14 protein-coding genes are annotated in these 11,832 nt (G+C 65.2%); 9 read left to right on the top strand and 5 right to left on the bottom strand.

Going from position 1 to position 11,832, the window contains the following annotated elements:
• Positions 1–34: 34 nt before the first annotated feature.
• Together BKN37_RS01225 and BKN37_RS01220 are read right to left on the bottom strand one after the other, a co-directional pair.
• Complete coding sequence (locus BKN37_RS01225; RefSeq protein WP_071020030.1) at positions 35–1,249, bottom strand: cytochrome P450; 1,215 nt, start codon at positions 1,247–1,249, stop codon at positions 35–37.
• The gene (locus tag BKN37_RS01220; RefSeq protein WP_071020025.1) at positions 1,246–2,169 is read right to left on the bottom strand and encodes an SDR family oxidoreductase; all 924 of its coding nucleotides are present in this window, start codon (positions 2,167–2,169) and stop codon (positions 1,246–1,248) included. The genes BKN37_RS01225 and BKN37_RS01220 overlap by 4 nt, the downstream gene beginning before the upstream one ends.
• 85 nt (positions 2,170–2,254) lie before the next feature.
• On the opposite strand from BKN37_RS01220, the gene BKN37_RS01215 reads away from it, so the two are divergent.
• Entirely contained in the window at positions 2,255–2,848 is a 594-nt protein-coding gene (locus tag BKN37_RS01215) for a TetR/AcrR family transcriptional regulator (RefSeq protein WP_071020021.1), read from the top strand.
• Positions 2,849–2,872: 24 nt separating this feature from the next.
• Here BKN37_RS01215 and BKN37_RS01210 read toward each other — a convergent pair whose 3' ends face one another.
• A complete protein-coding gene (locus BKN37_RS01210; protein ID WP_242657039.1) occupies positions 2,873–3,346 on the bottom strand; it encodes a hypothetical protein in 474 nt (157 codons plus the stop codon).
• Between the two features lie 700 nt (positions 3,347–4,046).
• Here BKN37_RS01210 and BKN37_RS01205 point away from each other — a divergent pair.
• Positions 4,047–4,799 (top strand): SDR family oxidoreductase, encoded by a 753-nt coding sequence (locus BKN37_RS01205; RefSeq protein WP_071020014.1) that lies wholly within the window; start codon positions 4,047–4,049, stop codon positions 4,797–4,799.
• Between the two features lie 37 nt (positions 4,800–4,836).
• Here the strand turns inward: BKN37_RS01205 and BKN37_RS27510 are convergent, their stop codons facing one another.
• The gene (locus tag BKN37_RS27510) at positions 4,837–5,265 is read right to left on the bottom strand and encodes a cellulose-binding domain-containing protein (RefSeq protein WP_083341505.1); all 429 of its coding nucleotides are present in this window, start codon (positions 5,263–5,265) and stop codon (positions 4,837–4,839) included.
• A 230-nt stretch (positions 5,266–5,495) separates the two neighbouring features.
• Between BKN37_RS27510 and BKN37_RS01195 the strand changes: the two genes are divergently transcribed.
• The 3 genes from BKN37_RS01195 to BKN37_RS01185 all read left to right on the top strand — a co-directional run bounded on the left by BKN37_RS01195 (position 5,496) and on the right by BKN37_RS01185 (position 8,079).
• Positions 5,496–6,215, top strand: a complete 720-nt coding sequence (locus tag BKN37_RS01195) for a FadR/GntR family transcriptional regulator (RefSeq protein ID WP_071020011.1) — start codon at positions 5,496–5,498, stop codon at positions 6,213–6,215.
• On the top strand, positions 6,215–6,871 hold the full coding sequence (locus BKN37_RS01190; protein ID WP_071020007.1) for a sterol desaturase family protein: 657 nt from the start codon (positions 6,215–6,217) through the stop codon (positions 6,869–6,871). Before BKN37_RS01195 ends, BKN37_RS01190 begins: the two co-directional genes overlap by 1 nt.
• Before the next feature lie 629 nt (positions 6,872–7,500).
• The gene (locus BKN37_RS01185; RefSeq protein ID WP_071020003.1) at positions 7,501–8,079 is read left to right on the top strand and encodes a dihydrofolate reductase family protein; all 579 of its coding nucleotides are present in this window, start codon (positions 7,501–7,503) and stop codon (positions 8,077–8,079) included.
• Between the two features lie 56 nt (positions 8,080–8,135).
• Here BKN37_RS01185 and BKN37_RS01180 read toward each other — a convergent pair whose 3' ends face one another.
• On the bottom strand, positions 8,136–8,822 hold the full coding sequence (locus BKN37_RS01180; RefSeq protein WP_131823504.1) for a DUF998 domain-containing protein: 687 nt from the start codon (positions 8,820–8,822) through the stop codon (positions 8,136–8,138).
• 55 nt (positions 8,823–8,877) lie between these two features.
• Here BKN37_RS01180 and BKN37_RS27500 point away from each other — a divergent pair, with 55 nt between their 5' ends.
• The 4 genes from BKN37_RS27500 (at position 8,878) to BKN37_RS01165 (ending at position 11,822) form a co-directional block, all read left to right on the top strand.
• Positions 8,878–9,360 carry a hypothetical protein gene (locus BKN37_RS27500; protein ID WP_242657038.1) on the top strand — a complete coding sequence of 161 codons (483 nt, stop codon included), beginning with the start codon at positions 8,878–8,880 and terminating at the stop codon, positions 9,358–9,360.
• 580 nt (positions 9,361–9,940) lie between these two features.
• Entirely contained in the window at positions 9,941–10,363 is a 423-nt protein-coding gene (locus BKN37_RS01175) for a guanyl-specific ribonuclease (RefSeq protein ID WP_242657037.1), read from the top strand.
• A gap of 23 nt (positions 10,364–10,386) precedes the next feature.
• Entirely contained in the window at positions 10,387–10,677 is a 291-nt protein-coding gene (locus BKN37_RS01170; RefSeq protein WP_242657036.1) for a barstar family protein, read from the top strand.
• A 518-nt stretch (positions 10,678–11,195) separates the two neighbouring features.
• Positions 11,196–11,822, top strand: a complete 627-nt coding sequence (locus BKN37_RS01165; RefSeq protein ID WP_083341513.1) for a cutinase family protein — start codon at positions 11,196–11,198, stop codon at positions 11,820–11,822.
• The last annotated feature ends 10 nt before the right edge of the window (positions 11,823–11,832 follow it).

The raw sequence follows: 11,832 nt of genomic DNA, 5'->3' as shown, positions 1-11,832 counted from the left end.
GTCATCCCAGCGACAGTCACTGAACTCGGGGTCGCTATCGGATCTGCACCGCGATCGGCAGGTGGGCGAACCCGCGGACGTTGCTCGAATGGGCGCGGACCGAGTTAGCTTCGTCTACTTCATAGCCGCAGATGCGTTTGAACATCGCGTCGAGTGCGATCCTGGCCTCCATGCGGGCCAAGTTGGCGCCGAAGCAGAAGTGCACGCCGCTGCCGAAGCTCAGCAGCTTTCCGCCGATGTCTCGGCCGATGATGAAGTCGTCGGGCCTGTCGAAAGCCCGCTCGTCACGATGGGCCGAGCCCGGCAGGAGCAGCAGGACCTCCCCGTCCGGGATCACGGTGTCGTACAACGCTAGTTCGCCCTGTACGGTGCGAGCCAGGATTTGAGTCGATGTGTCGTAGCGCAGCGTCTCCTCAATCCACAGCGGTATCCCGCTGGCGTCGGCATAGAGCGGCGAGATCTGGTCGGGGTTCCGATGTCCCCAGAAAACCGCGTTTGCAAGCAGTTTCGTGGTCGTCTCGTTACCCGCGATCATCATCAGGAACAGGAACCCACGCACCTCGTCGTCGGTCATGCGGTCACCGTCGGCATCGGCCTCCAACAGCATCGATGTCAGATCACCGGTAGGCCGTCTGCGCCGCTCGGCCACCAGCGCCTGGAAATAAGCGATCAAATTGATGGAAGCGTCGACGGCCCCCTTCGGCACATCGGTCACGCCGGCGTCGCGGTGCATCGCGGCATCGGTCCAGGCGCGCAGCTGGACACGGTCGGCCTCCGGGATGCCCATCAGCTCGGAGATCACGTCCATCGGCAGCTTGCCCGCGAAGTCATCGACGTAGTCGACGGTTTCACCCGAGGCCGCCTTCTCCACCATGGCGTCGAGATGCTTGATTGCGATCTTGGTGATCCTCGGTTCGAGGTCGCGGCCGCGCCTGGGCGTGAAGCCCTTCACTACCAGGGCCCGTAATCGCCGGTGGTCAGGATCGTCCATCGCCATGAAGCTCATGGTTTTCGCGGCGTGCGGGCCGCGCAATGCCGGATCGGGTGAGACGCCGAACTTGTTCGATAGCGCCACGCTGTTGCGGAACCCCATCAGCACATCCTCATGCCGCGAGAGGGCCCAGAAGCCGAGCGCGGCGTTGCGGTACAGCGGAGCCTCGTCGCGCAACCGCTTGTAATACGGATACGGATCGTCGTGGAAGTCGTAGTCGTACGGGTCCAGAACGACGTCGGACAAGGCGTGGTTCATAGCGTTCCCCCACCTTCCGCGACGGTGCAGTAATCGCCGTGTTCAAGGTCCTCGAGCAGCGTGTAGTGGCTCGGGTTCCAGCCGAGCAGCTCGCGGGTGCGTGCACTGGAGACCGGGACGTCTGCGGCGAACACCGAACTCAGCGCCGGGCTGCCAAAATGGGCCGGGGCTTCGTCCAACCCGACCGACACGACGGGCAGATCGAGCGCTTGACCGATCTTCTCGGCGATATTGCGGAGCGGCACGCCGCTTTCCGCCGCTCCGTGCAGCGCGGTACCGGCGGGTGCCTCCTCCAGCGCAAGGCGAAACAGGGTGGCCGCGTCGAGACGGTGGACCGCGGGCCACCGGTTGGCGCCGTCCCCGATATAGGCCGACACACCCGTTCTGCGGGCGGTCGCCACTAACATCGCAACGAACCCGTAATCACCTGGACCGTGCACCGTCGGAGCGAGCCGGATCACACTGGAGCGCACTCCCCGATCGGCGAAACCCAGGCAACTCTGCTCGCCCGGGATTCGGTAGGCGGCGAAGGCGTCATCGGCGGGCGCGTCGGTCTCCTCGCTCACCCGTCCCGGGGTCATCACCATCGTCCCGGACGTTGATACGAACGGTTTCCCGGTGCCAGCCAAGGCGGTTCCCAGCGCCTCGATCGCGTTGACGTCACGTTTGGTGATTCCGGCCAAATCGCCCGGGTCGCCACCGGCGGCCATATGCACCACCCCGTCCGCGGCTGCCGCGCCGACGCGCAGCCGGTCGAGATCGTCGAGCGAACCGGCGAACGGCTCCGCGCCCAGGCGAGCCAAGCGCTCCGCCGAGGCGGCCGAGCGGGCCAGCCCGGTAACCCGGTGACCGGCGGACAGCAGCTCCGACACGACGGCGGGGCCGGTCAGGCCGGAACCGCCGGTGATGAACACATGCACGAGAGTCCTCCTCGAACTAAGTGGAACACGCTCCGGTTAGTTGGTGACCTTACACAACCGGAACGCGTTCCGCTAGGGTGGACTCGTGCCCCAACCCGTTCGCAGCGACGCGGCGCGCAACCGTCAGGCGCTCATCGACGTCGCGAGCAGGCTGTTCGCCTCGGCCGGTGCCGGCGAGGAGCCGTCGCTGCGGTTGGTTGCCCGCGAGGCCGGTGTCGGCGTCGGGACGCTGTTCCGGCACTTCCCCAGCCGCGAGGCATTGGTCGAGGCCGTCTATCAGGACCAAGTCCGCCGGCTCACCGACGGCGCGGATCGGCTACTAGCGACTTACCCGCCCGCGCAGGCAATGCGTCGCTGGATGGACCTGTTCACCGAGTGGATGGCCACCAAGACCGGCATGCTCGACACCCTGCGCGCGATGATCAAGGACAATCGACTGGGCTCTGGTCACACCCGCGCCGAACTGCTGGCGGCCATCGACAAGATCCTCGCCGCCGGCCGTGCCGCAGGTGACATCGGTGCGCACGCGACCTCCGAGGATGTTGCCGCCGGTCTTGTCGGGATCTTCTCGGTGGCCTCGACCACAAGCAACAGCGAACAAGCCGCGCGGCTGCTTGACATCTTCATGAGCGGCCTTGCGGCACCCCACCGAGCCGACTGGACGACTCAACCCGATTAGCGGCGCGGCAAGAACATCCAGCGGTTAGGTGGCCACCCGCAGCGTGCTGCCGGTGGCCTGGCCGTACAGGTCCGCGGCCGCGGCCATCGCGGCCTTGATGGTGTTGTAGTAGCGAGTCCCGACGCCGCCGTGGTACCTGAGCAGCTGCGGATTCTGCGCGAGTGTGGCCGCCAGCACAGAGTCGCCGGTGATGCGATATTTCCTGAACGCCTCGGTGAACCGGGCGATGAACCGGGCGATCGCCTTGTTGGGGTCTTGGCGTTCGGCGACGGTGCCGAAACTGGCCTTCTCCTGGAACAGGCCGATGACCTCATCGGCCGCGCCCCCGGGGCCGCCGTAGGCCTGCACACCGCCGGACACGGTCGGGCGGAAACTGGACTCGATTTTCGCGGTGGCGATGACGGTCGTGATCTGGTCTTCGCTGAGCCTGGCGGCCCGGCCCTGGCTCACGATGGCTTTGACGATGTCCTGCGCGCTGGAGTCCTTGGTCACAACCACCGGTGTGTGGGTGGTGACTGCGGCCGTGTGGTGTATCGGGGCGGCCGCCGACCGGTGCCCAACTGCGACCGGTACATGCCGGTGCATCGGCGGCGGAGAAGGCAGCGTGGCACCGCCGACGCCCGCAAGAACGAGACAGCTGGTGATGACCTTCTTTACTTTTTTCTGTTCTCCGAGCGTCGCGATCAGCCGGAAGCCTTTCGGCATGGTCTTGCTCTCTTCTGTGAGGGTTTGAACTTGTGGGTCCGTGTGTCGGACATGGGCACCTCCAACCCCGCCTGTCGGCGCTGAACCAACAGGGCTGGAATGCGCACGGGTCTCTAAGCGGCGACCACGCACCGACCCGACCAGATGCACGCCAGCAGAAATTTGCTGGCACGCGTTTCAGCTGCGGCGACGCAAGAGTTCGCCCACCGCCGGCACATCACACATGTGGCACTGCCCATCTATTTGCCACGATGTGATCCGGCTCACCCAACCTGGTACTACTGCGTTGTAGTAGTTAGCCGAGCACTGTATTGGAACATCCGCGATCAGACAAAACCGCAGTACAGGGCCGACGAAGGGCGGCTGGCGGACGGACCATTGATGTCGGGCTCTCCGTTTGCCGACAGGCCCGCCGTGGTGCATCGCCGGAAGCGGGAATGTCTTCGCGGCCGCCGACGGTTGTTAGGCCCGTCGAGCAATGAGAGGGGCGTCAATGGCCGTGGGAAGACTGAACGGCACGATCGCGCTGGTGACCGGCGCTTCCAGCGGTATTGGCTGGGCGACCGCAGTTGCGCTCGCCGCAGAGGGCGCGACGGTGGCGGCGCTAGCACGACGGGTCGACCGGCTGGAAGAGCTGGTGAGCGCCATCCGAGCCGATGGCGGTCAGGCGCAAGCCCATCAGGTGGACGTCACCGATGACACAGCAGTGGCCGCGGCCGTGCGTTCCGTCGGAACGCAACACGGCCGAATCGACGTGTTGGTCAACAATGCTGGCTTCCTCGCCAATGGTCCGGCCTTGCAGGCCGAACTTGCCGACTGGCGCCGCACGATCGACGTGAATGTCGGCGGAGTCCTCAACGCGACCCACTCGGCACTCCCCTACCTGGTGGATGCCGCCAGCGGACGGCGCGGTGTGGCCGACATCGTCACGATCAGTTCCGTCGCCGGCCGGCGCGTGCCGTCACCGTCGAGCAACGTGTACGCGGCAAGCAAGCATGCCGTCGGCGCATTCGCGGAGGCGCTGCGCCAGGAGTTGACGAGTAAGCGTGTCCGCGTGGGGGTAATCGAGCCCGGGGTCGTGCGCACGGAGATGACGACGGGCGGAAGCAAGGGTGCACCCGACGCGACTACCGGCAATCCCCTGTCGCCCACGGACATCGCGGCCGCCGTTATCTACATGGTCACTCAGCCGCCGCATGCCGCGGTGAACGAGATCTTGCTCCGACCCACCGAGCAGGTCGTATGACCTAAGCCCCGTCGCTGGAGTGCAAGCCCGCTCCCCGCTAGGTGCAAAAATATTGCCTGTTGAGCACACAATTCGACGGCGGTGTGTAGGAACCGCTCAGCACGCCTCTGAAGCCACCCGTGGCTGAACCGCCGGGTGCAATGATGCGATTCCAATTCGCGGGGCTCAGGACATAGTGCGTGCCCGACTGGGTGAGGGTGCTATTCCACGTGTGCGAGATGGATTCCCCCACCGGCAAGTCGAATTCAAGCTTCCAATCGGTTAGCGGCACCGTGCTGGAGTTGGTGATGGCGAAGCGGGCGATGAATCCGGTCTGCCACGTCGAGGTCACCGACAACGTCGCCGCGACGGCAGCCGCATGAGCTACGGGGCTGACGGTGAGCCCGAGGATGGCAACCATCAATGCCGACAGGGCTACGTGAAGCGCTGTGCGCCAGCGCTTCACGTAATTGTCCAGTCCGGGCATGACTGCCAACGCTAAAGCCAAACAGCCGATATCGGCCCTCGCAACGCGGGTAAGCTGCAGTACCGTTGCTGAACTGACACCGTCAGGAGATCTCGGCCCCGATCGATGAGAGGGCCGCTCCCCCGAGGGAGATTCGTCAGCGAACTATCCCGGACGCCATCTCGCTGGCCTCCAAGGCCGGAGTGGTATGACCACTTGACCTCTGGCCAACTATCCGGCAAGTTGACCGTATGGCCCTGCAGCAGGTGACGCGACGGTCGGTACCGGAACATGTGTTCGAGCAGATCATGTCCGATGTGCTCAGCGGTGAAATGGCGCCCGGCGAGACGCTGCCCAATGAGCGCCGACTCGCGGAGGTACTGGGCGTGTCCCGGCCTGCGGTTCGTGAGGCGCTGACCCGGCTCAACGCGGCTGGCCTCGTCGAAGTTCGTCATGGGGACGCCACCACCGTGCGGGACTATCGCCGTCATGCCGGCTTGGACCTGCTGCCCCGCTTGTTGCTGCGCGGTGATCAGCCGGACCTGACGGTTGTGCGCAGCATTTTGGAGGCCCGGCTGCACAACGGTCCCAAGGTTGCCGAACTGGCCGCAGAGCGCAGCGGCCCGCAGGCAGCCGCGGTACTCACCGGCGCCGTGGACGCACTGGCAGCGGAAGAGGATCCGGTGGAGCGTCAGCTTGCCGCGCTGACGTTCTGGGACCACGTCGTCGACGCCGCCGACTCCATCGTCTTCCGGCTGATGTTCAACACGCTGCGTGCCACCTACGAACCTGCACTCGCAGCTCTTGCCACGGTGATGTCCGCCGAAGTCGGTCGCCCAGAGCAGTACCGGCGGGTGGCGCAGGCGATCGCCGCCGGCGATCCGGCGGCCGCCAGACGCGCCGCGGTCAAGCTGCTTGAGCCGGCCACACGCGACCTGCTCGCCGCCTTGTCTGGTTTGGACGAACCGTGATGACAGCCCGGACACGCAGCAGTTTCACCTTGTCGGATGCGGGCCGGGAGTTTTGGCGCCACCCATCCCCGTGGGCGCTCGCGCTGTCGTTCAGCGGGGCGCTGACGGCCCGGATCATCGTCGGCGACTGGCAGGTCACCGACGTCATGGTGCCAGCGTTCTTGATCCTCACTTTTCCGCTCACCGAATGGGGTATCCATGTCGGCATCCTGCATTGGCGACCGCGCTCTGCCGGCCGATTCACCTTGGATCCCTTGCTGGCACGCAAACATCGCGAGCATCACCGTGACCCGCGGAAGATCGAGCTCATCTTCATACCGCGGCAGACGTTGCGCTGGTTGATCCCGGCTGCCGTCGTTGTGCCGTTGCTGGTCTCCAGTCGACTTGGTCTCGGGTTGACGACCGTGGTGACCTTGACCGGGATCGGGCTGGTCTACGAGTGGACGCACTACCTCATCCACACCGACTACAAGCCGAAAACCAGTGCTTATCGGGCGATTTGGCGAAATCACCGACGACACCACTTCAAAAATGAACACTACTGGTTCACCATCACCACGACCGGAACTGCCGACCGACTGCTTAGCACATATCCGGATCAGTCGACGGTACCGACGTCTCGAACGGCCAAGAATCTGCATGGTGTGACACGGTGACGCCGCGTCGGCCTAGCCTATTGTCCGCCATCGTAGCCCCGTCCTCTTTCGCTACCGAGCCGCCCGGTGCGGTCAGGTTGCCGACGGGGCGGGCGGTGCGGGCGGAATCGCTCCGTCGCAGCCACCGGGTGGTGGCGGCGCCGGGAAGGCACTGCTGCCGCTGACACAGTCGTGGTGATATTCCTGCCCGAACACGCCGTGCTCCCACGTCCACTCGTGCCAGTACGACCCGTCGGGGTACTTCTCGCCGTCACACATTCGTCGCTGGCCACTCCCCCCGTCGACGCTCACCAGTTGGCCCCACGTCCACTGCCCGCCTGGGCAGTAGTTGGTGGCCAGGTCCGGCTGGTGTGGGTCGGGCGGGTCAGCGCTGCCAACCGCAGCACACGACACCATCACCGCAGCGCACCCCAACACCGCAGGCCCAAGGCGGGCAACCCTCACCTTCATTTCGGCCCCTTAACGGTGGTGCAGCCATCCGGTTGCTTTATCCCCGCCGCGCCCGGCGGCGTTACCAAGCCGGTCCGTCCACCGATATACCGGAAGCGAATGGCGCTGCCCGCGATGAGTTTCGTGGCGGATTCCCGTCTGTATCTACAACCCGATCAACCGCACGCGAGGAGAGCTTCATGACCGCCACCTACACCTTCGATGTCTTTTCCAGCCTCGACGGCTACGGCGGTGTCAGCGGCGGCGACTGGGGTGGCTACTGGGGCAAGCAAGGCCCCGAACTGCTCGACCGCCGGCTCGCCCTCTACGAGCCGGAACAGCGGATGGTCTTCGGGGCCAACACCTACCGGGTGTTCGCGCAGATGCTGGCCGCGGGCGCCGAGGAGTCGGTGGGAGACCCCTGGGTCACCCGGATGAGGAGCCTGCCGGCGACGGTGGTGTCGACCACCCTTGAGGCGCCTCTCGACTGGCCGGACGCGACCGTCGTGCGCGGTGACGCCGTCGACGCCGTCACTCGGCTCAAAGCGGAGTCCGAGGTGCCGTTGCGCTCGCATGGCAGCCTGTCGATGAACCGGGCGCTGATGGCCGCCGGCCTGGTCGACCACGTCCAGGTAACGGTCTTTCCAGTGATCACCGGCCAGACCGGGGACGATCCGATCTTCCGGGGTGCGGCCGACTTCGACCTCGAGCTGCTCGAGAGCCGGACGCTCGATGGCAACATCCAAGAGCTCATCTACCGGCCCACCCTGCATGTCTGAGTTCGTCGACGCACCCGCATCGGTGGCGGTGCGGCCGGAGGCCCGGTGAGGCTTCGTTATTGCGAGAGGCCGCGAAGCGACAAAGCGCTCAGCCATCCGAGCCCTGTTACGAGCGAGAAACGTTGGAAGACCCCGCTTTTGCCGCGTAGCCGGGACTGACCTCTGATCGCGGCGCCGAGGAGAAGCAAACTGCCCGCCATCACCGTGCTCGATCCTGCCGAGTAGCAGGCCCAGCGGTAGTCCCTGCCCTGCACGGCGGTGGCCGCGCTGGCTAGGCCAGCGATGGGTATGCCCGCAAAGACCGGGATCCCGCAGAGGTTGTGCAACTGCCCCGCACGAGTTGACCGGGTCGGAGCGACGTCCGCCGGACCCCGCTTCTTCTCGTCAGGACTCTCGTTCGGAAGGCCCCCAACATAATCGGTGACGAATAGACCCGAACCGATCAACCCGATGCCCGCTCCTGCGATGAGCGCTGGGATCGCGCGCGGGCCGATGCGCCGCCGATCGCAGCGCCCGAGACCCGCGGCCGCGCACAAATAGAGAACTCCAGCAACGATGAAGTTGGTGCGCTGCTGCCAGCCGTGGCGACCGACGGCAAGCGAACTCACCGGGTAGCGCCGCCAGTCGTAGCCGCGACGTGCGGCTCCGATCACGGTGAAAGCCGAGACGAACAGCGGCCCGGCAAGGACACCGCAGACGATCTGAGCAGAACGCATGCGTGGTGAGCGGCGGCCAACTGACACCGACCCAGGCTACCCACACGGCGGGTCGGTTCGTCGCCTCGTTGTCGCCATACCGGTGGCGGGATTCGAGCGTAACGCCGCCGATCGCGGCGGGGATAAAGCAACCGAATGGCTGCAATACCGTGAAGGGGTCGAAATGAAGGTGAGGGTTGCCCGCCTTGGCGCTGCCGTGTTGGGGTGTGCTGCGGTGATGGTGTCGTGTGCTGCGGTGGCCAGCGCTGATCCGCCCGACCCGCAGCCAGACCCACACCGACCGGACCTCACGCAGAACTACTGCCCAGGTGGACAGTGGAATACCGGTTTCGGCACCGGATACTACGTCGAAGTGTGCGACGGGGAGAAGTACCCCGACGGGTCGTACTGGCATCAGTGGAAGCACGACCCCAGCTCGAATGGCTACATAAGGACTTGGGCCACACCGGACTGGCACTACGACTGCGTCGGCGACAGCGGCAACAATGCTTTCCCGGCGGCGCCACCGCCCGGAGGCTGCGACGGAGCGATTCCGCCGGCACCGGCTGCCCCGCCCGGAACCTGACCGCAGCGGGCGGTCGCCGCGAGCCGTAATTGCCTTGGTTCCGATCGATCCGGGCTGCGATCATGGGCTAATGTCCCGGACCTGGAGATTACGTTCTGCAACCGCTGACGACGTCCATCAACGAAATTCTGGGGCGCAGAAGCTCTACTCGCGCAAGGGATTCCGGGTGACCGGTCAAGGGCGTAGCACATTTGGCGTCGCAATGCGCAAAGATCTTGGGTTCGTCGATTCCTCGAACCGAAGACGGCCCGTTATCGACCACACAGTTCACACGATCTGATTGGCTCCACCGATGTTGTCCATGCCGCCCTGGCGACACTGGCAGAGGTCATTCCCCCGCTGCTGCGCTACCAGCTCAAGAAGCTCGTCGGACGGTTGCCGAACTCGCCATGGCAGGTCCGGACGCCGAGGTGCAGGCGTTACGGGCGTTCGAGGGGCATGTGTGACTTCACGACCGCCACCGCGCCGGTCGCACCTACTGTCAGCAGCCCCCGGCATCAACGGTAAACAAGGCGTCACCAGCAGGGCGTCCAAAGGGTGAAGATGTAGTGGGCAAGTAATCCGACAGCGAGGAGCACAGGTGGGTCGAGGCAGGATGGCGATTGCGGCGCTGTGCGCACTGATCGCCGCCACGGTCATCGGATGGGCATTGGTACGGACGAATTCATCGGGCCCGGCCACCTCGCCCGGAAGCGTGCCGATCTGCGCACTGGGCAGCCTGCCGCCTCAGGCCCGCGACACGGTGCGAGCGATCCAGGCCAACGGCCCGTTCCCATTTCCCCGCCACGATGGTGTGGTCTTCGGCAACCGCGAGGGGCACCTACCCAACCAAATCAAAGGCTATTACCACGAGTACACGGTGACGACCCCGGGTGCACCAAACCGGTCGACCAGGCGCATCGTGACCGGCGGATCTCCGTTGACCGACCCGCCCCAGTACTTCTACACCGATGACCACTACGACTCGTTCTGTCTGATCACAGACGCTGGAAGGCGACCATGACGCCAAACGACTCAGATGCCCCTGTGGTCTACCGGCTCGACGGCCGGAAGATCAAGTCGGTCAACGACTTCTACCGGGAGATCGGTTGCGTGGTCAATGGCCCCGGCGGATACTTTGGACGGAACCTCGATGCGCTGGCCGATTGCCTGCGAGGTGGATTCGGCACCCCGGAGGATCGCCGCTACGAGTTCGAATGGCAGTACAGTGCGATCTCGCGCCATTACCTGAAGAACGCGCGGCGCGGGTCGCACCCGTTCGTCGATGCGGTACAAGACGTCTTCGACGAGGCCGGGGTCACGCTGCACCTGCGCTAACCGCGCGCAGGCCCTGCCGCTGATGATGAATTTTGCGGGTTGGTGGTGAATTTCCGGTAACGATCAGGCGTGGCGAACTCGCCGATCTCGGCCGCAACCCCTAGCCTTGAAGTTCACAGCGCTGTGAGACCGGACCGGCGGGGCCTGACCTGCCTGTCTATCCAGCTCTTCGCCACCATGACGACGCCGTCGGTGGTTCCTCGGCTCGATCGACTCCGGTGAGCCGACTATGGACGAAGGACCAATATGTCAGTACTCCAAGACTGGATCAACCCAACCCCGATCCCCTTCACAGTTATCACCCCGGCGAAGGCACGGGTGTGCCAGACGTTCAATGCCGTGCTGGGGCGCCGCCCAAAACGTGCAACCGAGCAGCCCCGCTTGATGCGTCCCGGCGCTGAACGCTGCTAACAGCCAACGCCCGCTGGTCGACTCGCTAACATCGAGCTGTGCACGTGTTGGGTGTCGGTAAATCGGTTGGTGTTGGCCTTGCGGCGGTGACGATCGCGGCGGCGCTGATGTTCGCTGCTGCTGCCCTACCGGCAGCGACGCCCGGGGCCGCACGGCCGGCGGCCGCGGCGAGTTGCCCTCAGGCGGAGGTTGTCTTCGCCCGAGGTCGACTCGAGTCCCCCGGGGTTGGCACGCTCGGCAATGCGTTCATCAACGCGCTCCGCTCCAAAGCCGGCGGTAAGAACATCGGCGTGTACGCCGTGAAGTACCCCGCCGACAATGAGGTCGACGTCGGCGCCAACGACATGAGCCGCCACATCCAGTACATGGTCAACAACTGCCCGGACACCCGGTTGGTGCTCGGCGGCTACTCGCTGGGCGCGGCGGTCACCGACGTGGTACTTGCGGTACCCATGTCCGCGTTTGGGTTCGACAGCCCTCTCCCGGACGGCGCCGATCAGCACGTCGCCGCCGTCGCCCTGTTTGGCAATGGAAGCCAATGGGCGGGGCCGATCACGAACTTCAACCCGATCTACAACGACAGGACCATCGAGTTGTGCCACGGGGCGGATCCCGTCTGCAACCCGGCCGATCCCAACACCTGGGAGAACAACTGGCCGCAGCATATGGCGAGTGCGTACATCCAGGCCGGCATGGCCGACCAGGCCGCCGACTTCGCCGCAGGCAAGCTCTGAGGTGTTCGCT

The organism is Mycobacterium talmoniae (assembly GCF_001854525.1).
In the GTDB taxonomy this organism is placed as follows: domain Bacteria; phylum Actinomycetota; class Actinomycetes; order Mycobacteriales; family Mycobacteriaceae; genus Mycobacterium; species Mycobacterium talmoniae.
The sequence above is the reverse complement of the archived record's forward strand: the minus strand, read 5'-3'. Positions and strand labels throughout refer to the sequence as shown.

Bases quoted from the DNA above. Each gene is read 5' to 3' on its own strand.
- BKN37_RS01225 (WP_071020030.1), bottom strand. From the start codon at position 1,249: ATGAACCACGCCTTGTCCGACGTCGTTCTGGACCCGTACGACTACGAC.
- BKN37_RS27510 (WP_083341505.1), bottom strand. From the start codon at position 5,265: ATGCCCGGACTGGACAATTACGTGAAGCGCTGGCGCACAGCGCTTCAC.
- BKN37_RS01195 (WP_071020011.1), top strand. From the start codon at position 5,496: ATGGCCCTGCAGCAGGTGACGCGACGGTCGGTACCGGAACATGTGTTC.
- BKN37_RS01185 (WP_071020003.1), top strand. From the start codon at position 7,501: ATGACCGCCACCTACACCTTCGATGTCTTTTCCAGCCTCGACGGCTAC.
- BKN37_RS01190 (WP_071020007.1), top strand. From the start codon at position 6,215: ATGACAGCCCGGACACGCAGCAGTTTCACCTTGTCGGATGCGGGCCGG.
- BKN37_RS01165 (WP_083341513.1), top strand. From the start codon at position 11,196: ATGTTCGCTGCTGCTGCCCTACCGGCAGCGACGCCCGGGGCCGCACGG.
- BKN37_RS01205 (WP_071020014.1), top strand. From the start codon at position 4,047: ATGGCCGTGGGAAGACTGAACGGCACGATCGCGCTGGTGACCGGCGCT.